Below are 20907 nucleotides of genomic sequence, written 5' to 3'. Positions count from 1 at the left end.
TCTTCTCCATTCGCTGGGCGCCACTGCCGGGGTCCAGCTCGGCCACGCCGGAGCAAAGTCGGCAACACCCCCCCCATGGGTCAGCGAGGAGGACCGGCGCCCTGCCTCTCAGTGGCCCATCGAGTCGGTGACCGACGAACCACACGCACCGGGCTGGCAACGCCCCAACGCTCTCACGTCGTCTGATCTCGAACAACAACTGCGCGACTGGGTCGCTGCGGCGAAACGCGCCGCAAACGCCGGCTTCGACGTCCTCGAGATCCATGCCGCGCACGGATACCTCCTGCACAGCTTCTTGTCGCCCCTGAGTAATACACGAACCGATGAGTTCGGTGGTTCGCTGCGCAACCGCATGCGATACCCACTTGCCGTCGTTGACGCGGTCAGGGCGGTATGGCCCGACGACCGTCCTCTGCTGGTTCGCCTGTCCGTTGTCGACAATTCACCGGGTGGACTCACCGTCGAGGACTCGGTGGAGATCGCCTGTGCGTTCGCGTGCGCCGGTGTGGACGTGATCGACTGTTCGTCCGGAGGGATCGGCAGTGGGTACTCCCGGCCCATCGGTCCGGGTTATCAGGTGGAGTTCGCACAGGCGGTGCGTGCCGAGGCGCATATCGCGACCATGGCAGTGGGGATGGTCGTCGATCCACACCAAGCCGACGACATCGTTACGAGTGGCGCGGCCGACCTGGTGGCCCTGGGACGACAAGCCCTGGTAGACCCGTCGTGGCCCCTCCGCGCTTGTGACACCCTGGCCCCCGATTCCACGGATCGGTACTCACTGTTGGCGGTGCAGAGCCGCAGCTGGGTGGCCAAGCGTGACCGTCAACTGGCGCGATTCCATGCCTCCGCTTCGGCGGAGCAGCCGTGTCACGAACCGAGTGATCGCGTCGCGACGGCCCCCGGGGCGGAGGTGCGATCGTGAGTTCTGCGCATACAGAAGAAGTGGTTCGGGTCGCGGACCAACTGGCGATCAACGAGCTTGCGGCGCGGTACTGCGTGGGTATTGACCGGCGTGACCGCGACGTGTTCCTCGGTATCTGGACCGAGGACGGCAATTACATCGTCGGAAGGCGTAGTGGACGCTTCCACGGGAAGGAGGAATTGCGCCAGGCGATCGGGTTTGTCAGCGGTGCCTATGCAAGCACTCGTCACTGGACAACGAATCACATCGTGGAGTTCCAGTCTGAGGGCGATGCGACCGGTATTAGCGACTCCTTCGCGATCTGTGTCACCCATGACCAGCAGCCATGCCTGGTGGCGGCAAGTTACGATGACCATTATTCGAAGATCGACGGCCGGTGGTACATCAGGAGTCGGACGGTCACCCGTTGGTTCGTTTCTGACCCGATGGATGTGGGTCTGACCGTTCCCGCGCCAGTTCCCGTCGAAGACTCTGGCGGCGCCGCCGTCCCGTCAGCACCGGCGAGTAGGAGTTGAAGTGAGGAAGGTCGGATCGACTCGCGAGTCGACGTGGCCACGCATCCGCGCAGCCGGAGTGGATCTGTTGTATGAGTTCGGATACGACGCCATGAACACCCGCCGGCTCGCCGAGTCTGCCGATCTCACCTCCAGCGCCCTCTACTACCATTTCAAGAGCAAAGAGGACTTTCTGTTCCGTCTGCTGTCGGACTTGCTGGAAGAGATTGTCGACGATCTCGAAAGTGCCCTGGCCGCCACACCCGAATCAGATCCGGTGGCACGTCTGGACACCTTTGTGCGCATTCTCGTCAAGTGGCATGTGACGCGGCACAAGGAAACGTTCATCGCGAGTATCGAAACCCGGGCGTTATCGCGCGATCGCCACCTGGCCTACAGTGAGCTACGAGACAGATTCGACCTGAATCTGCACAAGATCCTCGCGCAAGGCGAGGAATCGGGGGACTTTGCGGTCATCGACGTGACACTCACCAGCGCCTCGCTGCTGGCGATGCTCACGGCCATCTCCGGTTGGTATGACCCCGCCGGCCCGCTCGGCCTTGAGGAGATCACCGCCGGCTATGTCGAGCTGGCCCGCCGGTTGGCCGGGGTCGTAACCTCGACATGACAACCCCGGCCCTGCCTGGGGTCACACAGAGGTGACCGCCCTGGCGAGACCGATCCGTCGGAGGGTCTCCCAGTCCGAGATCTTCGTCCGCTCTCGGCCTTGCGCCGACCCTCGATCGAGCTCCTCCGCGTCGATGTAGAGCCATCCGCCGTAGTCGATGACGGTATGACCGTGGCGGGCAAGCCATGCCGGATCGCCCGTCAGGTCGACATCTCCACTCAGCTTTCCCGAGCGGATGTCGTCGAGGACCGCCTCGACAGTCTGGGCTGAGTCGATTCGATTGGTACCGATCACCCCGGACGGCCCCCGCTTACACCATCCGGAGACGTAGTAGCCGGACACGTCGCCGCCGTCGGCGTTGATGATCCGCCCGTCGATGTTGGGGATGATCCCGCGCTCGGCTTCGAAAGGTAGGTCCGGGAGCGCTCTACCGCGGTACCCCACGGAACGGAGCACAAGTTGCGCTGAAAGCTCCTGTGTCTGCGCGGTGCCCGCGGTTGCCGGGGTGTCTGTGCGCTCCACGGTGACGGCTCGGACAGTGTTGCCGGCGTCGCCGAGAATCTCGACCGGTTTGGACGAGAAATGGAATTCGATGGTGCGACGAGCCCCTGTCCGTCGGTTGTCGGCGAACTCGCGGAATACCCGTAGGTTGGTCAGGGTCGGCTTGTCGAGATCGGTCTCGTCAATCCCGTCGAGGGCTGAGGGGTCCACGATCACGTCGACATCGTCGAGTGCCCGGAGTTCGCGGAGTTCCTTTGTCGTGAACTTTGCGAATTGCGGGCCGCGGCGGCACAGGATGTGCACATGCTCCACTCGGCTGACTCCGAGATGGTCCAGTACCGCGCCTGGAATGTCGGTGCTGCGCAGTGCATCACCTGCTTTCACGAGAATCCGGGCGACGTCGAGGGCGACATTGCCTGCTCCGACGACCACCGCACTGGTGGCATCGAGAGAGAAGTCGCCGGTGCTGTCGGGATGTCCGGAGTACCAAGCCACGAACTTCGTGGCTGAGGTGCTGCCCTGCAGATCCTCGCCGGGGATGTTCAGGCGGCGATCCAGCGAGGCCCCTGTTGCGAAAATGACTCCGTGATAGTCGGCGTCGAGGTCGGTGCGGGTGAGGTCTCTGCCGTACTCGACATTGCCCAGGAATCGAATTCGCGGATGTTCCAGGATCTTCTGCAGGCTCTTCGTCACCGATTTGATGCGCGGGTGGTCAGGAGCGACGCCGTAGCGCACGAGTCCATAGGGAGTCGGGAGCCTGTCGATGAGGTCGACATGGATGTCGGCGTCTGTGGCTCGGACGAGCTCCTCCGCGGCATAGAGGCCGGCCGGGCCCGATCCGATGACGGCGATGCGAAATTGGTTGTCCACCTTGTGCTCCTGCTTTGAATGTCTCTGTGCGAGTCGAGTTCCGTTGTGCCGGACTGCGCGTTTGCAGTCCGGCACAACGGATGCCGCTACGACCGGGGTGATTCCGCGACCAGCGGAGTGTCAACTCCAGCCTTGCCGAAGTCGCGTGCGTCTCCGATCACGCCGAGGGCCTGATCCCGGCCAGGCAGCGGGAGGTAAAAGAAGTCCCGGTTGTCCTGGATGTGTTCTTGCTGGTCGTCGGGAACCTCGAACTCATAGGCGATCGCCTCGACGGGGCAATTGGGTTCGCACGCACCGCAGTCGATGCATTCGTCGGGTTGCACGTACATCTTCCGTTCGCCCTGGTAGATGCAATGAACCGGACAGGCTTCAATACAACTCTTGTCGAGGACGTCGGTGCAAGCACCGGAGATTACAAACGCCATGATTTCACCATTCGTACCAAATAGTTATGTGCGAACTCCCAGTACCGCCGTCAGTGCTCGTGGACGATGACGCCTCGGATGTTCTTGTGGTTGTCAAGATCGGCGTAGCCCTGATTCACCTGATCCAGGGAGTACGTCTGCGTGATCAGCTCGTCGAGCTTGACGTGACCGGTGCGGTACAGATTCAGCAACTTGGGGATGTCGTGTACGGGGTTGCACCCGCCGTACAGCGACCCCGCGATGGTCTTTCCCCACAGCGCCAGCTGCACTCCGGACAGCTGAATCGTGTCCTCTTCGTACTGTCCCATCGAGGTGATGACGATCGTCCCTCCCTTAGAGGTGGCGGCTGCGGCATCGGAGACCGATTCGGCGGTCAACTGGTCGATCGTGATGATCGTGCTGTCAGCCCCGACGCCACGGGTGAGTTCGGTGACCAGCGCAAGAGCCTCTTCGGCCGAGCCCGCGGTGTGAGTGGCGCCGAATCGCTTCGCATTGTCTCGCTTGGACGGTACGGGATCGACTGCGATGAGGTGCTGGGCGCCGGCGTAGGCGGCGCCCTGAACTGCGTTGGTGCCGATGCCGCCGATGCCGTAGATGACCACTGTGTCTCCGGCACGGACGTTCGCGGAGTTGACCGCGGATCCCCAGCCGGTCGGAACTCCACATCCGACGAGTGCTGCCTTGTCCAGCGGAAGGTCGTTGTCGATCTTCACCACAGAATCCTGGTGGATCGTGGCGTACTGACTGAAGGTGCCCACCGTCATCATCGAGCCGTATTCGCCGGCCTTGCCCTGGAAGGGGAACCGGCCACCCGGCAGGAACCCTTCGAGTCCGTTTGCGCCCATGTCACACAGGCGCGAGTTTCCGGTCGCACACCATCGGCACCGCCCGCACACGGGAAAGAAGGACGCGACGAAGTGGTCACCGACTTCGACGTTGCTGACCTTGGCGCCGACCTCGAGGATTTCGCCTGATCCCTCGTGGCCGAACACCATCGGTGCGCGGAATGGCAGGTGCCCCTTGACCATGTGCAGATCGGAGTGGCATAACCCGGAGTAGTCGTAGCGGACGAGGACTTCGTAGTCGTCGGGCGCTACCACTTCGAGTTCTTCGATCTCGAACGGCTTGCCGGCTTCGTACAGGACTGCAGCTTGCGTTTTCATGTCGGGTCTCCAGGTAAGTCAGAACAGCGTGATGTGGGTGTGTTGTGCGAGTGGGCTATTCGGTGGGGGCCGGCTCGGACAAGAGCAGTCCGTAGGCGCGGTACTCCACTCGGGGGTCGATGGCGAACTGCACCGACTTAACTTCGGTGTAGGCATCGAAGGCGTGCGCGCCGAGTTCTCGGCCGACGCCGCTCTGCTTGAACCCGCCGAAGGGGTACTGCTCGTTGCCCATATGCCAGTCGTTGATCCATACCGATCCCGCCTCGATCTTGTCGGCGATCTCGAGGGCGGCGGTGGTATCGCGACTCCAGAGTCCGGCCGAAAGGCCGTACTCGGTGTCGTTGGCGATCTTGATGGCTTCGTCGATTGAGTCGTACCGGATCACCGCGAGCACGGGGCCGAAGACTTCCTCACGCGCCACCTGCATGTCGTTGGTGACGCCGGTGAGGATGGTTGGCTCAACCCAGTAGCCGTTCTGGTACTGATCCCCGGCCGGGACGCCACCGCCATAGCTGACCGTCGCGCCCTCTTGCTTGGCGATGTCGATGTAGCTCAGGACTCGATCGCGCTGTTCGGCGCTGATCAACGGCCCGAGGTCGGTCGCCGGGTCGGCGGGATCACCGATATGGATGGTCTTCAGCCGGGCAATCATCCGGTCCACGAACTCGTCATGGATCTCTGCCGGCAGCAGCAAGCGCGTTCCCGATTCGCACGCCTGACCGGCATGCATCAGGAACGCCCACAACGAGCCGTCCACCGCCAGACGTAGATCGGCATCAGGAAGAACGATGTTTGCGCCCTTACCGCCGAGCTCGAGGGTCACCCTCTTGAGGTTGCTGGTACTGGCAGAGGCCACCTGCTTGCCAACCGCGGTGGATCCCGTGAAGGAGATCTTGCGAACGTCGGGATGCTCTGTCAAATGGGCGCCCACCACCTCGCCGTCGCCGGTGACGACATTGAAGACACCTGCGGGAACCCCTGCTGCGTGCAGTTCCTGCGCGAGGATGGTCGACACGATCGGTGTCTTCTCATCGGTCTTGAGTACGACCGAGTTTCCGGCGGCCAGCGCCGGACCGATCTTCCACACCGCCAGCGCCACCGGGAAGTTCCACGGGACGATGCTTACGCACACGCCTAGCGGTTCCCTCTTGATCTTTCCTGCGGCCAGGATCGGACCGGTGATCGGGCCGGCAGACTCGAACTCATACTTGCGCAGTTGCTCGGCGAAGTAACGCAGATTGCTGACCGGCATGCCGGCGACGAAGGCGTTCGACAGACGCAGCGGGGCGCCGCCCTCGATGGTTGCCAGCAGCGTGAGTTCCTCGCCGCGACTTTCGATCCGGGCGGCGGCAGCCTCGAGGATCTCGGCCCGGCGACCGGCGGGCAGGTTTCGCCACTCGCCGGATTCGAAGGTGCGTTTGGCGGCTGCGACGGCGGTGTCGGCGTGGGAGGTATCGCCCTTGGCGACGGTGGCGAACACCTGACCCGTGGCGGGGTTCCTCAGCTCGTAATGCTCCGAGCTGTCGACGTCGGCGCCGTCGATGAACATCGAGTAGTGGGGCTGGCTGTCTGCGCTCTGCTCAGCGACGTCCTGGGGCGCGGTCGTGGTCATGATGGGTCGTGCTCCTTTGAAACGAAGTCTGTCGAGTGGGTCATGAGATGGCGATGAGCAGCGACTCGGGTCCGCGGGTGAACAGACCGGCGTCCTGCGGCTCGTAGCCGTCGGGGAAATGAAGATCCGGGTACTTCGCGAGGAGGAGGTTCAACGCGGTTTCGGCCTCGCGCTTGGCCAGCAGGGAACCCACGCAGAAATGCCGACCGAGCGCGAATGCGATGTGATCGGCAGATCCGCCGAACGCGGACTTGAGTGAGATGTCGTCCCGGAAGATGTCGAAGCGGTCCGGATCGGGGTACTGGCGCTCGTCGCGGTTGGCGGCGCCGTTGACACACGCGACCACACTGCCCGCCGGGATCAGGCCGCCGGCGACCTCGACGTCCTGGGTCGCGGTGCGCAGGATGATCTGGACCGGCGGATGGTACCTCAGGTTCTCGACCAGAGCCTGTGTCGCCAGCGACGGGTCGGCCTTGACAGCCTCGAGCTGCTCAGGGTTGAGCATCAGGTGCTTGAGGGTGCTGGCGATCGCCTTGTCCGTTGTCTCGCCGCCAGCGATCAGCAGAAGCCCGATGAGTGCCTTGATCTGCTCATCCGAGAGCGTCTCGCCCTCGAGTTCGGTCTGGCAGAGCCGCGAGATGAGGTCGTCTCCCGGGTTCTGTCGGCGCTCGGCAATGATCGGAAGAATGTAGGCGGGATAGTCGCGCTGGGTCCGCATACCCCACTCGTGAATGGCGGGATCCTGCGTCAAGTTGGCGAGGAAAGCCATCAGCGAGGAGTACCAGTCGTGGAACTTCGGCAGATCCGCCGCCGGGAGATCGAGCATGCGGATGATGACGTTGATCGGGAACCACTTGGTGAAGCTCTCGACGACATCGACAACACCGTCTTCGGCCTCGTCGTCGAGCTTCGCGATCATCTCTTCGGCGATCTTGTCCACCTCGGGCAGCAGATCGTTCAGGTACTGTCCGCGCAGTGCCGGCGTGATGAGCTGGCGATTCACCGCGTGCTCGCGGCCCGACATCTGGATCACCGTGCGGCCGATCACCGGCTCCATCTGGAACCCGTAGTTCTCGTTGCTGAAAACGTCGGAATCGCGGTACCCCCGCGCCACGTCCTCGTACCGGCTGACGAAGTAGTAGCCACTCGCTTCGTGATGCAGCAGCGGGTAGTGGTCCCGCATGATCTTGTAGTACTTGTGAGGGTTCTCGGCGAACTCCGCGGACAGTACGTCGGGCATTGCCGGAGTGGTAGTGGTCATCGGCAGAATCTGCTTTCTCTGTGAGTCACGGGCTGCAACCGATCGACGGTATGAAACGTCCGCTCGATTCAATGTCGCTGTGACTACAGTCTCACGACCCGCTCCGAGTGTGGCACCGCACACATACGGAGATGACTACGTATTTTTTGTTTGTAGGTAACCCGCAGATGCGCAACGAAGCACTGGCGCTCACCTCCGTGGAGATGGGCGCCAGTGCTCGTCGGGGGCGTTGTGCCGAGGTCGGGATTTACTTGAACGGCCCCACCGAGAGCCCGCCGTCGATGGTGAGTGTCTGGCCGGTGACATAGGCCGCGCCCGCGGAGGTGAGAAACTCGATACACGATGCGATCTCGTCGGGATCGGCTGCTCGCTTCATGGGGATCGACTCGGCTTGACGAAGGCGGAAATCCTCGGGCGTGTTCAGAAACATCCCGGTGGCCACGACGCCGGGTGCCACGCAGTTGACCGTGACACCAAAGGGGGCCAGTTCGATTGCTGCCGAGCGCGTCAAGGCTTCGATGCCGCCTTTGGCCGCGCCATAACTGATGCCGGCAACAGTGCCGCGCGCGGCGACTGAACTCGTGGTGACCACTCGCCCATGCTGGGCCTTCTTCATCGCGGGAGCGAAGATCTGCACGCAGCGGAAGGTCGCGCGAAGGTGGGTGTCCAGGACGAGCGAGAAGTCGTCCTCGGTGATCTTGGACAGCACGGCATTACGTACCGCGCCGGCGAGGGTGATCAGCGTCGTCGGCGCGCCGTAGGTGTCGGTGATGGATGAGTTGGTCGACTCGATGAAGTCTCTGTCGGTGAGGTCTCCCGGGTGTGCCGACGCTCGGCCACCGGCGTTGCGTACGTCAACGGCGGTCGATTCGGCGCTGTCCGCGTCGATGTCGAGGACGCAGACGTGGTGGCCGGAACGGGCCAGCCGATGGCACACCGACCGTCCGAGACCGCCGGCGCCGCCGGTCACGACCGCGACCGGCGCTTGTTTCTCGCCGCCTGCAACGTCCACAGCGTGCGCTGCCATCGGGTCTCCGTTCATGTGGTGGTGATCTGGTCTGTCATGTCACTGCCTGCGGTACTGGGGGGTGCGTCGGTCGATGAAGGCGGTGATGCCTTCACGGTGATCGTCGGTGTCGAACAGTGCCGAAAAGATTTCGACTTCTCGTCGATGGCCCTCGTCGAGTGAGTGGCGAAGCCGATGATTGGCCGACCGCTTCGCCGCTTCGACAGCGAGGGGGCCTGCTTGGTTGATCCGATCGCACACCGCCAGAGCCTCGTCGAGGACCGCCTCGGGTTCGTGAACCGCGTCCACCAGGCCCAACTCGTGCGCCTCGGTGCCAGAAATCCGGTCGCCAGTGAAGAGCATTCGTTTGGCGGTGCCGGCCGGCAGGGCGGTGAACAGCATCTGCGTACCGCCGGCGCCAGGGATGAGTCCCAGGCTGACTTCGGTCATGCCGATGGTAGCGGCCGACGAAGCGATGACGATGTCGCAGGAGAGCATGAGTTCGCACCCGCCGCCGAGCGCATGACCGTTGAGGACCGCTATCACCGGCACCCGGAGAGAGAACAGGCGTTCCTGCATGGCCTGCACTCGCAGAGCCATCCGAGCCGCGCCGGCACGGTCGATGCTCGTGAAGTATCTGATGTCGCCGCCGGCGACAAAGCACCGTCCCCGCCCGGTGAGGATCATCGATCGGAAGGAAGTGTCGTCCTCGACCTTCTGTGCGGCAGCCGCGATGGCGTCTGCGACGTCGGGGTGCAAGGCGTTCACCGGCGGATTGTCGATGGTGACCACCGCGGTGTCGCCGCGGCGATCGAGGGTCACGTACGAATCGGTCATTACGCAAATCCGTTCTGCTGCTATAGAAGTCGGTTCAGAAGTGGGCGGGGAGCGTGGTTGATGAGTGCGCTGTAGGCCGTCCAAGGCCATCGGGGTACGCATTCTTCGGCTTTGCCCCGGTCGATGGCGTCGGCGAGTGCTCGCGCTCCGGTCTGGGCATCGACCAGAAGGGGGTGTTTGCGGCCGGTGCGGTCCTGCATCTCGGATTCGATGTAGCCCGGGCGCAGTGTGGTGATCTTGATCGGAAGCTGCTTGGCGGCCACATCGAGTCGAATGCCGGCGGCGATCTGGGTGAGCGCTGCTTTGCCGGCGGCGTAGGCGTTCATCGGGCCGGGAAGACCGCGACCGGAGGTCACCGATGACATCACCACCAAGTGTCCGGACCCCTGGGAGTAGAACAGTTCCATCGCGGCCTCGATCTGCGCGAGGGCGCCAATCGCGTTGGTCATCAGGGTGTCGCGGTTGGCTGTGAATCGCCCCGCGCCGATCCTGCCCCCCTTCCCGATCCCGGCGTTCACCACGACGCGGCTGATGTGGCCGTGACGGTCCGCTGCCGCTTGAAACTCGTCGAAGACTGCGGTGTGGTCGTTGACGTCGAGGGCGCGAACGTCGACCGAGCTGGACGACTGGTGTTCGATCTCCGTGGCGATCTCTGTGAGCCGGTCGATTCGTCTGGCGAACAGCACCAGGTCGTGGCCGCGGTCGGCCAGCTCTCTGGACATACCCTCGCCCAGGCCCGAGCTGGCGCCGGTGATCATCGTGACGCCCTGCGTGCTCATCGCGCTTCCTCGATTCGTGCTGCCACCGTGGCGATGTCGGACCATGCGCGCACAGGGGGTGTCTTCCTGTCGGCGGCGACGACGTTGAGTACTACCTGGTCGGCTCCCGCAGCCAAGTGGTCACCGACCCGTTGCGTCACACGATCGATTCCCCACACAAACAGCTCACTGACCAGGGCTGCGCTCCCTCCGTCGGCGAAATCCCGGTCAGTGAACCCGAGCCGGCGGAAGTGGTTCACGTAGTTCGGCAGCTGTAGGTAGAACGCGAGATATTCGCGAGCCAGACGATCACCCTCGTCGTCAGACCTGACATCGCAGACGACTTGGGTCACCACGACCAGGGCATCGCCGCCGAGGCGCTCTCGTGTCGCCCGAGTATGGGACACCGATGCGTTGTAGGTCAGGACGCCGTCGGCCTTCTCGGCGGCGATGTCCTGCATTCGGGGGCCCAGCGCACCGAGGACGGTCCGTGTGGCGCCTTGGACCTCATGGCGAGTCGACGCGGCAGCGGCCATCCGATCGAGATAGTCGTTCATCGCCGCCAACGGTCGCTGGTATATCTGACCACGGCGAGCCACAAACGAGGAATGACTTACACCCAGGCCCAGGTGATAACGGTCGCCAAACTGCTCCTCCAACGCTCTGCGTCCTGCTGCCATCGCCAACGGATCGCGAGCATAGATACTGGCCACGCCGCTACCAACCGTCAGCGTGTCGGTGGCGGCGAGGTAGGCCGACGCGGCAGTAAGCGCCTCGCGCGCGGCGTCCCCGGGCACCCACATCATCTCGACCCCGAGGTCCTCGACCTCCTTGGCGATCCGTTGTGCCTCGGGTATGGGGAGAGAGTCCAAGTGCGGCGTCCACAATCCAACGGTTGCCAGGGTGGACTGCCGGCCAGCATCGACGGTAGTGGGCGAAGTGCTCACTGGGCGTCTCCGGCGAGGTCCGCTTTCGCCAGGCTGTCGGTAAGGACGAACTTCTGGATCTTACCCGACGGCGTGCGCGGCATCGCGTCGAGGATCAGCAGCCGCTGCGGCCACAGAGGTTTCGCGAGGCCTGCTGCATCCAGGTGCGCAGTCAGTTCGGCGAGGGTAGGTGCTTCCCCATTCGGAACCACTGCTGCGCACACTTTCTCGCCCAGTCTCTGGTCGGGATAGGGTACCACTGCGACCTCGTGCACCTTGGGGTGATCGAACAGCGCGTTCTCGACCTCAAGTGCCGAGATATTTTGTCCACCTCGGACAATGATGTCCTTGGTACGTCCCGCGATCCGGATTCCACCGTCGGGGGTGATCCGGCCGAGGTCTCCAGTATCGAACCAGTTGTCGTTGGTGAACGCGGCCGCAGTCAGGTCAGGCTGGCGGTAGTAGCCGAGGAACACGCTGGGCCCGTGGACCTGCAGACGCCCTACCGCACCCCGCTCGACCGGGACTTCGGCGTCGTCGACGATTCGCACCTGCTGCCAGGGGACCTGGAACCCGTCACTGAGTGAGAGTGTTTCAACGGAGGCGTCGAGGCTGTGGATCGAGGCGATGCCCGTCTCCGAGCAACCCCACAGAGACACCAGGCTGCAATCGAACACATTGCGCATCGCATGAGCGAGCGGTGGCGGGATAGCGGCGCCGCCGCAGGCGAAGGCGCGGAGTCGGACATTGTCGATGCCTCGTTTGGCGGCGACGTCGAGCATGTCGAGCGCGAAGGTCGTCGCCGACAGGGTCCACGTGATCTGCTCGCTGTCAAGGATGCTGAGCATCTCTTCGACATCCCAAAGGTCTTGGTACACAACTTTCTGACCCGAAGACAGCGGTACGAGCATCCCATGGATGAAACCAGTGAGATGGCCGATGGTCGACGCCATGAAAGCAACATCGTCCTCGGTCAGCGCCAGCGCTGTCGTGATCACACGCTGATACCCCGACCACGCGGTGTTGTAGGAGTGCAGCGCCGCTTTCGGGACACCGGTGGTCCCCGAAGTGAACACCAGCATCGCAGGATCATCGGGGTGGGGCCGGAGTTCATCGAGTTGGTGCTCATCGACCGCGATTTCCCCGGTCTCGAACGCTGTAGCAAACGATTCGAGCCCCGAACCGCCGCCGGTTTGACCAAGCACGAAAACGTGCTCGAGGGTGTCGATCTCGTTCAACAGCGCGGCACCCATCGCGGCATAGTCGTACCCACGGAACAGGGCGGGCACGAAGAAAAGTTTGGACCGCGCGTGGTCGACCATGAACCGGAGCTCATGCTCTCGGTAGATGATGGGAATCGGGTTGGGAACAGCACCTGCACGCATTGCTGCCAGTGCGAGCGCGGGACCCTCCCAACCGTTGGCTACCTGGATGGTCACCACGTCGCCCTTGGCCACACCCAGCTCGATCATCTTGGTGGCAAATCGGTTCACTAGGCGAAGCAACTGTCCATAGGAGACCCTCGTCGTCTCGGCATCTCGACGGTAGGAGACGATGGCGGTCTTCTCGGGGTGCGTGGATGCACGCTCGAGAAAGTCGTCCAGGAAGGTAATGTCGCGCCAGTCGCCGACGCGCACGAAGTCGGCCCGCTGCTCAGCCGACCACGCCATGCCACCACGAATAAGCTCGTCGGTCTGGATCACATGCCCCTCCGTGGGTTATTGAATCGGTTGCTCGATTCAATACATACTATGACCCGCGCGACATTGTGGTCAATACCGGGGTGGTCGGCGCCATGTCATGTGGATCACTGTCCGAACGGTGGTGAAACCGTCAAAGGTTCCGACACTGTGTCGACGGACTTCTTGACTCGGAAGAGTGACCAGTCCTACACTCCCTCCATTATTGAATCGTCCGTCCGATTCAATATGCGCACTCCCGGCCGCCGGTCGCTGGGCGACGTGCAGGAGCTGCGGCAGTCCTTCACGGAGCTCGCAGTTTCTCGTTATGACAACGCGTGTTGCTCCGTGCTTGAGCCCCTTCTTCGGTCTTGGTGCCACTCAACGAAAGGCGCGCCATGAGTCGCGAAACGCAATTGTCCCGTCCCCCGCTGCGTCCCTTCCAGATCGTCGTCATCCTCATGTGCACCCTGCTCAACGCACTCGATGGCTACGACATCTTCATCATGGGATTCGCTCTTCCTCATCTTCCCGATGACTTCGCCTCGGACGCGATGAAGGGCTACCTCCTCAGCGCAGCCCTGGTGGGTATGGGTATCGGCTCTATTGCTTTCGCACCACTCGCCGACCGTTACGGCCGGCGTCTGGTCCTTCTGCAAGCACTCGCGCTCAACGCGGCCGGTCTGACCGCGTCTGCGTTGGCACCGAACTACTGGACTCTTATCGGGTCTCGACTCATCACAGGTATCGCCGTTGGAACCATCGCGACCGTCGTTGTGGTCTTGGCCCCTGAGGTCGTGCCTGCCAGCTGGCGAAGTTTCGCGGTAGGCGTTGTCATGCTGGGATATCCGCTAGGAAGCACCATCGCAGGACTGGCCAGCACCGGGCTGCTCTCCGCGGTTGGCGGCTCCTGGCAGGGGATGTTCTGGATCGGACTGGTGCTCTGCGTCATCGCCCTGGGTTTCACAGCGATGTTCATGCCCGAGTCAACGGCGTTCCTGCTCAGTCGGGGCGATCCGGAGTCGAAGGAACGAGCATCCCAGATTCTCGCTCGGCTCGGTATGGACAAGGACAGCGTCCTCTCCGAGCCAACCCCGGCGGCGCCCGCGGAGGCGCCTGCGAGCAAGGTTCGCCTACTCGGCCGTGAACTCCGCACAACCACTCTGTGCCTGTGGGCGTTGTACGGAGCACTGTCCGCAGCCTTCTATTTCGTCAGCTCGTGGACTCCAAAGCTTGTCACCGATGCGACCTCGGACAAGGCAGATGGAGCCCTGGCCGGCCTGATGGTCTCCCTCGGAACGCTTGCCGGCGCGGCTCTGTACGCAGCGATCGGCCATAGGGTCATCCCCGCCCGTTACGCGGTGACGGGCTCCTTGATCGGCGCGCTGGCGATGGTGGGATTTGCTCTGACGCTTAAGGGTTCGGCGGCACTGATTCTCGCGTTACTGCTCGGGCTCACCATCTACGGCGCCATGGCGGCCACCGTCACCAGCACACTGGTCTATCCAGTCCTCGCGCGTACCCGAGGCATGGGCTCGATGATCGGCGTGGCCCGAGTCGGAGCCATTGTTGCTCCGATCCTCGCCGGATATGCACTGTCGTTCGCGTCGATCCGCAGCCTGTATCTGGCGACGGTTGTGCTCCTGGTGATCGCCGTCATCGCGGCTACATACCTCAGGCGACTCAGCCACGCGCCGACCGAGGCGCGGCCGTCCGAGCCCGCGAGTCCGCAACCGAGCTGACCCATCGCCACGTCGGATCAAGACAATGCACCCACGAAGCACGATAGGGAGGTCCACAGATGGGCCAGATCGACGACAAAGTAGCCATCATCACCGGAGCGTCACAAGGCATGGGCGAGGCCCACGCTCGCCGGTTCGTCGCCGAAGGAGCGAAAGTGCTCCTGGTAGACATCAACGACCAGGCGGGCAAGGACATCGCCGGTCAACTGGGGTCCAACGCCTACTTCATCCAAGCGGACGTGACGTCACTTTCCGAATGGACCAGGATCGCCGACGAAGCCGCCCGACAGTTTGGCCACGTCAACATCTTGGTCAACAACGCGGGAATCATCGGACCCGTCAGCGACACAGTCGAATTCAGCGAAGAGGCCTACTTGCACGTCTGCGCTGTGAACCAGCACTCTCAGTTTTTCGGAATGAAGACAGTGGTTCCGTTCATGCAGCGTGCCGGTGGCGGCTCGATCATCAACGTATCATCAGTGGCCGGCCTCGTCTCGATCGTGGGAGCTCCCAACATCGCCTACGTCGGTAGCAAGTTCGCGTCGCGAGGCATGACCAAGCACGCAGCAGTTTCCTACGGCAAGGACAAGATTCGCGTCAACTCAGTGCACCCCGGCTACATCAAGACCCCGATGATGAAGGCAGCCACCGACGCCGAAGGCGGCGGGATCGCATCCATGATCACCCTGGGCCGTATGGCCGAACCCGAAGAAGTGACGGAACTGGTGCTCTGGCTGGCGTCCGACGCCTCGTCGTACGTGACCGGAAGCGAACACGTCATCGACGGCGGCCTCACCGCACAATAGGCATCGGCATGTTGCCGGTCACGGGCATCACGTGTCGATCCGAACTGCCGCGAGTTGCGACGAGAACTTTGGTATTGCGTGTTCTGTCAATCACGGGGTGGGTCGTCGTCCGCTGCCTGCGGGATCGCCGGCAGTGCTACTACCGCCCCGTAGGTAACCAGCCTTTTTGTAGGGGGAACCTGAAGCCGTCGAGGCCGCGATGGCGGCAACTGGTGTCCGCCTGTGAGCTTTGTCGTCTCCCTGCCCCCACTGCTGACTCGCTAGTGGACCGATACCGCGTCGGTACGTACCGCCCCCTGACGCTTAGTCACCAGCGCCCGGCTCCAGCAGCATGGCGCGACCTGCAAGGATCAGTGCCCTGCGCAAACGCCAGGTTGCTGGTCCCGATTAACGACGGAGTTACGGGAGAAGCAGAGCGTCCCGGTGAAGGTGTTCCCGCCACCGCGCACCTGGTCTGGGTATCGGGCCACTGACGTCCCCGCGCCTGCGGCCGACCCTGCACCCAACACCCACTGGCCGCCCTACGGGCGCGCTCTAACTCCCACATGAAACATAATACCGCACAACAGAATTAAACCCCCTGCCACACAACCGATTCCCTACGGCAATCGACACCCATCACGGCCGATACTCGCACATGCAACCACAAAGGCCGGCGGAGCACCGTCACGTCAGCGGATCGATTGGTTCCTGGGCCGAAGGCCCTCACTCCGCCACGCGACGCTACTTCTGCTGCTGCTTTGTGAACGCGATGCGTGAACGCCGATCGACATGGAGCAGGTTCACATTGTCTGCATCCTGTCGGGCGAGCGCATACACCTGCGGGATTTGCCTGCTCGTTCTAGCCTCCTGGCGGGCTGACTCAAACTCATCGACTAGCAACGCGCGGGCTCTCGCTGACCACTCACCGTGCGCCAACACGAGCGTCCACGGAGCACCGAAACCGCCATCCTCGTACTCCCCGCCCGCATACAGCTCGATATGAAACGCCCCGGCCTCGTCGCGAAGCTCGCTGGTGTACCGCAGCGGTCCATGGAAGACCCGAATGCACGGGAGCTCCTGCGTCTGCCACTTCGGAAGACCCTTGAACGCGTACTGATAGCGATCGGCCTCGACTCCGGGCAGAGCAATAGGCGTCTCTTTGCGTTCCTCAAGCGTCATATCGCGGTAGGCCAGTGCGAACGGGCGGATCGACTTCGCGGTAGCAGTATCGCCAGCATCGTTGTCGTCTCCAGAAGCACTTCGCCGCGTAGTCTCGCGACGGTCCTCAGCTGGCGGAAGCGGCCCATCAACCCCTGGTCCGCGCACTTTTCGGGGCTCATCATCGACAAGCCGAACCGGCCAAACAACATTCCGGCCGCGCCACGTGCCCGACTGGTCGGAATCCCCCGCTGACGCAACCTCTTTGACCAGCTCGCAGTCATCGTCGTGCATCCTGCCCCGCCACGTCGCAAAATGCCCCTGCACTCGGTTTGTCGGCTTAACCTCGATCCACCGGTCGGCCTTCTGAGGTGTGGTGAAACGTGTTAAGCACGTTGGGGGTGGCGCCGGGCATGTGTGAGTCGCCGATCTCGGGATTCGGCGTTTTTCACTGGGTTTCGGGTTCGGGGCTGATGGGCCGAGTGGTTAGGGTTTAGGCTGCGTATTGTAGCCCGATGGTGTTGTCGAACAACAGGTTCCACTCGTTAGTCCATGGCCATCGGGCGGGTAGGTGCATCGTGATGCGCCGAGCTGAGGACGCGATGCGGGCCGGTATGCAGATCAGGGTACGGCGGATCGTGGAGGGGGTGGCTTTCGCCAGGCGTTGCCCGCCGAGGGTCGCCGCGGCTCGGGTGAGGTTGAACGCGATGACCGCACAGACCAGCCAGGCGGCGTTCGCGCAGAACTTCCCCGATGGCAGATGCGCCAACGCCGAGGCTTTGAGATCGGCGTGGACCTGCTCGATGATCGCGTGCCCGCGGTGGGTCTGGTCGGCGGTCACGGTGTCCAGAGCGCTGGTGGTGAAGAACGCGTGGAAACGCCACACATCGAACAGGCCGTCTCCATCGGGGTGAAAGTCGGGGATGCGGCGCACCACCAGCCGCCCAGGTACCTGCAGGCGCTTGGCTTTGGAGGTGAACGCGGTGAACGGTATTTCGGCGACCTCAGCACGCGAGATCCACCGCTGGGTCTGTTCGTCGTAGATCGCGTCGGTGTACTCGATCGGCGTCCACGCATCATCGGCGATGGTGGCGATCGCCGCCCGCACCGCGTTGTCTTGGCGCACGGTGACCGACACCTGCGCGCCGGCCCGCAGCGCGGTGGTCACCGCGCGATGGACGTAGAACGCTGAATCCGCGCGTAGCAGTATCGGTCCCGACGCATCAGCTGAGCGCAGCCGGGACACGGTGGCCAGAGTGTCGGCGATCAACCGGTGCGCCCCGCGCGCGGAATTGCAGGCCCCTCTGCGCAGACGCTGGGCGGCGATCACCGGAGCACCCTCACCGCACGTGAGGGTGGTGATCGCTGAGTTCAAGCCACGCACTCGGGTATAGCCGAACCCGGCACCCTGTTTGGCTGGCCCGTGGACTTCGATGATGGAGTCGTCGATGTCGATCATCACCGCGCCGTCGATCCCGCCCAGGACCGGCGTGTGGGCGTGCAGACCAGCCAGTATCCGGGTGGCGATCGCATCCAATTGGCGGACATGCCCAAACCGGAATTCGCGCAGGAATGATCCCAGCGTGGACGGGGCGTAGGGGTGGTCGAACACCCGGCCCATCGCGCCGTGCCGCACCACGGCCATGTCGTCGATGCTGTCGGCGCCGGCGACCATGCCGGCGACCAGCGAGAACACTTTCCGATCCGGATTCGCGCCCTTGTCGGTCGGCACGCTCAGGTGCTCGCGCGCCAACTCCGACAGGCCGGCGCGTTCGGCCAACGCCATCACCGGCACCAACCCTGCAGCAGCGAGCAGATTCGGATCATCACACGATGCAGACCGGACCGGATGACTATGAGACAATCGCATCTACGAGATGCCCTTCTGCGTGTACCGATGGAACCCTAGAGAAGTCCCATTCTGCCACTCAGACAGGGCATTTCGTCTATCCCACACCGCCCCGACACATACAAATCGGTGGATCGAAGCTTAAACGCTCTCGGCACCATCGCGACCGAACAACCCTGACACCTGAACTTAGTCGTCTCAACCAAGGCCTGATCCCACGCCCGCAGCTCCTGCCCCGACACCACCCACTGCGGGACGCTCCCCACAACCACAGCGCTGTCCATAAGTCACCAGCCTCCCAATGCCGTTTGCCGGTTATATCCGATCGTGCCGACAGGGGCGTTCAACTGAAGACCCTGGACCGACCTGGGTGGTCCCTACAACGGGGCACGATTCATCGGTCGGTCAGCTTGGGATGAGCAGTACTGACGAGTTTGAGCCACAGCGTGTGTGTGGCCTCATCAACGAGGTACCAGACCCGTCCGCAGCTGGTGACCTCGTACTGCCATTGCTCCATCACCACACCCCCATGCACACCGGTGGCCAGATCGCCCTTGAGCTGGTGGTGCCGCATCGTAGACGTGGGTCGCGCGGGCCGCTAACGTAACTGCTCCCACGCGACCAGAGTGTTCGGCGCGGTGACCCGGCACAGCTCCTTCCAACCCTTGGCCGCCTCAGTGGTTGACGAGGCTCAAGAAAGTTCCCCAGGTGTGTTCACTGAAATTCCCCACCTGTGGGCGGGTTCTACTGTAGCGATCTTCGGGTGGGTGTGACCGCTGTCCGCTGGTTTTGGGAGCGGGCGTGGTGGTCGCGTAGCCGGTAGGAGTCGCCGTCGAGTTTGAGGACGACTGAGCGGTGCAGGAGTCGGTCGAGCATGGCGGCGGCGACGGTGGCATCACCAAGGACTTCGCCCCATTCGGCCACTGATCGGTTGGTGGTGATGACGATGCTGGATTTCAGGTAGCGTTGTGCCACAACTTGAAACAGGGCCGATGCGGCTTCGGCCGGTAGCGGCAGATACCCGAGCTCGTCGATCACCAGCAGAGTTGGTCCGGCGAAGAACCGCATGCAGGTGGCCCACCGTCCCTCGATCGCGGCTTTGTGGCACCGCGCGGCCAGATCGGCCGCGGTGGTCACATACGTGCGATAACCAGCGTGTACCGCGGCATGGGCCAACCCGACCGCCAGGTGGGTCTTACCGGTGCCTGGTGGGCCGATGAGCAGCACGTTCGTGGCAGATTCGAGGTAGGCGCAGGTGCCCAGTTCACGGATCAGAGCTCGATCGACTCCGGGGGCGGCGTCGTAGTCGAACCCGTCCAGGGTCGCTGGTGTGGGCAGGCACGCGAACCGCAGCCGCCCGGCCAGCCGACGCGCTTCGGTGGCATCGACCTCGATGCCCAACAAGTGCTCAAGAGTGTGGGTCATCGACCACTCCTGCTCACCAGCAGTCTGAAGGACCTGTGGCAACGCTTCGGCGGCAGCGTCAAGTTTCAGCACAGCCAGGTGACCACGCAGTTGTTGATACACCGATATTGCTGATTGTGACTGAGGCTCAACACTATTCAAATCCGTTGCAGGGTTCTCGGTGGTCATGGGAGGTGGGTCCTGTTCTGCGCGGCGCGTTCATACACGCTCAGGTCGATCACCGAGGCCTGTGCTGAGGTGTCGGCGGTTGTGGCGGAGTTGTTGCGACGTAGCACTTCTGCTGCATCACGGGCGGCCTGGCCGGGTGGGATGCGCTCCTTGCGGCGGTGCGGCCGCCGACTCGACGAGGCGCCTGCCATGGCTAGGGTGTCGAGAGCGACGACATGGCCGTGATCGCGCACCTGTGCTCCTGATCCTGCGGTGGCCAGTCGGTGGCGAGCGATCACGATGCCCGAGGTGGTGGCGATATCGATGTGCCCGTCACCGAGGCGCTCGCTCACGGTGACCTCGCTCATCGCCACCTCCGGTGGCACCGAGTACTGGTTGCCTCGCCACGCCACCAGCGCCTGACGAGACACGGTGCGCATCTCGGTGACCGTAGCCGGATATGGCGTAGCCGGCGGCGATCTTAGGGGTTCGCGTTTGGCCACGGTGATCACACTGGCCCGACCATCTGCGGTGGGGCGCATCCGCACATCCGAGCGGGTCCGGCAGAACGTATCGCAGCTGGTTTACGCTTGCTCGGCAGTGACCTCATCGGGCAGGGTTCGCCACCACCGTTGCGCGGCAGTGTGAACCGTCCTGGACTGGGTCGAGACCTTGTTTAGGCCACCTCCGTCTCAGAGGTGGCGCTCTCACGG

19 protein-coding genes and 1 pseudogene are annotated in these 20907 nt (G+C 63.2%); 5 read left to right on the top strand and 15 right to left on the bottom strand.

The genetic code is table 11. From position 1 onward, the window contains the following. The 3 genes from B1964_RS29270 to B1964_RS29260 form a co-directional block, all read left to right on the top strand. Window positions 1-925: NADH:flavin oxidoreductase/NADH oxidase (locus B1964_RS29270; protein ID WP_139765962.1), on the top strand; the 925-nt coding region annotated here is incomplete at its 5' end. Next, the gene (locus tag B1964_RS29265) at window positions 922-1440 is read left to right on the top strand and encodes a nuclear transport factor 2 family protein (protein ID WP_172399017.1); all 519 of its coding nucleotides are present in this window, start codon (window positions 922-924) and stop codon (window positions 1438-1440) included. The genes B1964_RS29270 and B1964_RS29265, both read left to right, overlap by 4 nt. A 1-nt stretch (window position 1441) precedes the next feature. Further along, complete coding sequence (locus tag B1964_RS29260) at window positions 1442-2047, top strand: TetR/AcrR family transcriptional regulator (protein ID WP_079932287.1); 606 nt, start codon at window positions 1442-1444, stop codon at window positions 2045-2047. Window positions 2048-2068: 21 nt separating this feature from the next. Here B1964_RS29260 and B1964_RS29255 read toward each other — a convergent pair whose 3' ends face one another. The 10 genes from B1964_RS29255 to B1964_RS29210 all read right to left on the bottom strand — a co-directional run bounded on the left by B1964_RS29255 (window position 2069) and on the right by B1964_RS29210 (window position 13109). After that, window positions 2069-3418 (bottom strand): FAD-dependent oxidoreductase, encoded by a 1350-nt coding sequence (locus tag B1964_RS29255; protein ID WP_216354311.1) that lies wholly within the window; start codon window positions 3416-3418, stop codon window positions 2069-2071. Between the two features lie 86 nt (window positions 3419-3504). Next, complete coding sequence (gene fdxA, locus B1964_RS29250) at window positions 3505-3843, bottom strand: ferredoxin (protein ID WP_079932286.1); 339 nt, start codon at window positions 3841-3843, stop codon at window positions 3505-3507. A gap of 50 nt (window positions 3844-3893) precedes the next feature. Next, on the bottom strand, window positions 3894-5006 hold the full coding sequence (locus B1964_RS29245; protein ID WP_079932285.1) for a Zn-dependent alcohol dehydrogenase: 1113 nt from the start codon (window positions 5004-5006) through the stop codon (window positions 3894-3896). 55 nt (window positions 5007-5061) lie between these two features. Beyond that, complete coding sequence (locus B1964_RS29240) at window positions 5062-6618, bottom strand: aldehyde dehydrogenase family protein (RefSeq protein WP_216354310.1); 1557 nt, start codon at window positions 6616-6618, stop codon at window positions 5062-5064. A 40-nt stretch (window positions 6619-6658) separates the two neighbouring features. Further along, entirely contained in the window at window positions 6659-7879 is a 1221-nt protein-coding gene (locus tag B1964_RS29235) for a cytochrome P450 (protein ID WP_079932284.1), read from the bottom strand. Window positions 7880-8126: 247 nt separating this feature from the next. Next, window positions 8127-8906 (bottom strand): SDR family NAD(P)-dependent oxidoreductase, encoded by a 780-nt coding sequence (locus tag B1964_RS29230; protein WP_079932290.1) that lies wholly within the window; start codon window positions 8904-8906, stop codon window positions 8127-8129. Between the two features lie 39 nt (window positions 8907-8945). Beyond that, window positions 8946-9722: an enoyl-CoA hydratase-related protein gene (locus tag B1964_RS29225; protein WP_079932283.1), complete on the bottom strand. Its 777-nt coding sequence runs from the start codon at window positions 9720-9722 to the stop codon at window positions 8946-8948. Window positions 9723-9742: 20 nt separating this feature from the next. Further along, window positions 9743-10501 (bottom strand): SDR family oxidoreductase, encoded by a 759-nt coding sequence (locus B1964_RS29220; protein ID WP_079932282.1) that lies wholly within the window; start codon window positions 10499-10501, stop codon window positions 9743-9745. Then, window positions 10498-11427 (bottom strand): TIGR03620 family F420-dependent LLM class oxidoreductase, encoded by a 930-nt coding sequence (locus B1964_RS29215; protein ID WP_079932281.1) that lies wholly within the window; start codon window positions 11425-11427, stop codon window positions 10498-10500. The genes B1964_RS29220 and B1964_RS29215 overlap by 4 nt, the downstream gene beginning before the upstream one ends. Further along, entirely contained in the window at window positions 11424-13109 is a 1686-nt protein-coding gene (locus tag B1964_RS29210; protein ID WP_216354309.1) for an AMP-binding protein, read from the bottom strand. Before B1964_RS29210 ends, B1964_RS29215 begins: the two co-directional genes overlap by 4 nt. A gap of 374 nt (window positions 13110-13483) precedes the next feature. Here B1964_RS29210 and B1964_RS29205 point away from each other — a divergent pair, with 374 nt between their 5' ends. Beyond that, window positions 13484-14827, top strand: a complete 1344-nt coding sequence (locus B1964_RS29205) for an MFS transporter (protein WP_079932279.1) — start codon at window positions 13484-13486, stop codon at window positions 14825-14827. 59 nt (window positions 14828-14886) lie between these two features. Continuing rightward, window positions 14887-15633 carry a glucose 1-dehydrogenase gene (locus B1964_RS29200; RefSeq protein ID WP_079932278.1) on the top strand — a complete coding sequence of 249 codons (747 nt, stop codon included), beginning with the start codon at window positions 14887-14889 and terminating at the stop codon, window positions 15631-15633. 723 nt (window positions 15634-16356) lie between these two features. On the opposite strand, the gene B1964_RS30245 is transcribed toward B1964_RS29200, so the two are convergent. The 5 genes and pseudogenes from B1964_RS30245 to B1964_RS29165 all read right to left on the bottom strand — a co-directional run. After that, a complete protein-coding gene (locus B1964_RS30245) occupies window positions 16357-17067 on the bottom strand; it encodes a hypothetical protein (RefSeq protein WP_139765961.1) in 711 nt (236 codons plus the stop codon). A gap of 199 nt (window positions 17068-17266) precedes the next feature. Continuing rightward, window positions 17267-18643, bottom strand: coding sequence for an IS1380 family transposase (locus B1964_RS29185; RefSeq protein WP_079932275.1), 1377 nt, complete (start codon window positions 18641-18643; stop codon window positions 17267-17269). 373 nt (window positions 18644-19016) lie between these two features. Beyond that, on the bottom strand, window positions 19017-19196 hold the full coding sequence (locus B1964_RS29175; RefSeq protein WP_253194268.1) for a hypothetical protein: 180 nt from the start codon (window positions 19194-19196) through the stop codon (window positions 19017-19019). 170 nt (window positions 19197-19366) lie between these two features. Further along, the gene (gene istB, locus B1964_RS29170) at window positions 19367-20215 is read right to left on the bottom strand and encodes an IS21-like element helper ATPase IstB (protein WP_079932273.1); all 849 of its coding nucleotides are present in this window, start codon (window positions 20213-20215) and stop codon (window positions 19367-19369) included. Then, window positions 20212-20841, bottom strand: a pseudogene (locus B1964_RS29165) (IS21 family transposase); the annotation flags it as partial. The gene istB and the pseudogene B1964_RS29165, both read right to left, overlap by 4 nt. Between the last annotated feature and the right edge of the window lie 66 nt (window positions 20842-20907).

Origin of the sequence: Gordonia sp. i37 (assembly GCF_002043085.1) — a bacterium.
GTDB lineage: Bacteria > Actinomycetota > Actinomycetes > Mycobacteriales > Mycobacteriaceae > Gordonia > Gordonia polyisoprenivorans.
This window is presented reverse-complemented; position numbering and strand designations above follow the sequence as displayed.

Coding starts and splice junctions, on each gene's coding strand:
- B1964_RS29225 (WP_079932283.1), bottom strand. CDS start 9,722: ATGACCGATTCGTACGTGACCCTCGATCGCCGCGGCGACACCGCGGTG.
- B1964_RS29230 (WP_079932290.1), bottom strand. CDS start 8,906: ATGGCAGCGCACGCTGTGGACGTTGCAGGCGGCGAGAAACAAGCGCCG.
- B1964_RS29185 (WP_079932275.1), bottom strand. CDS start 18,643: ATGCGATTGTCTCATAGTCATCCGGTCCGGTCTGCATCGTGTGATGAT.
- B1964_RS29245 (WP_079932285.1), bottom strand. CDS start 5,006: ATGAAAACGCAAGCTGCAGTCCTGTACGAAGCCGGCAAGCCGTTCGAG.
- B1964_RS29220 (WP_079932282.1), bottom strand. CDS start 10,501: ATGAGCACGCAGGGCGTCACGATGATCACCGGCGCCAGCTCGGGCCTG.
- B1964_RS29240 (WP_216354310.1), bottom strand. CDS start 6,618: ATGACCACGACCGCGCCCCAGGACGTCGCTGAGCAGAGCGCAGACAGC.
- B1964_RS30245 (WP_139765961.1), bottom strand. CDS start 17,067: ATGCACGACGATGACTGCGAGCTGGTCAAAGAGGTTGCGTCAGCGGGG.
- B1964_RS29175 (WP_253194268.1), bottom strand. CDS start 19,196: ATGCGGCACCACCAGCTCAAGGGCGATCTGGCCACCGGTGTGCATGGG.
- fdxA (WP_079932286.1), bottom strand. CDS start 3,843: ATGGCGTTTGTAATCTCCGGTGCTTGCACCGACGTCCTCGACAAGAGT.
- B1964_RS29200 (WP_079932278.1), top strand. CDS start 14,887: ATGGGCCAGATCGACGACAAAGTAGCCATCATCACCGGAGCGTCACAA.
- istB (WP_079932273.1), bottom strand. CDS start 20,215: ATGACCACCGAGAACCCTGCAACGGATTTGAATAGTGTTGAGCCTCAG.
- B1964_RS29235 (WP_079932284.1), bottom strand. CDS start 7,879: ATGACCACTACCACTCCGGCAATGCCCGACGTACTGTCCGCGGAGTTC.
- B1964_RS29205 (WP_079932279.1), top strand. CDS start 13,484: ATGAGTCGCGAAACGCAATTGTCCCGTCCCCCGCTGCGTCCCTTCCAG.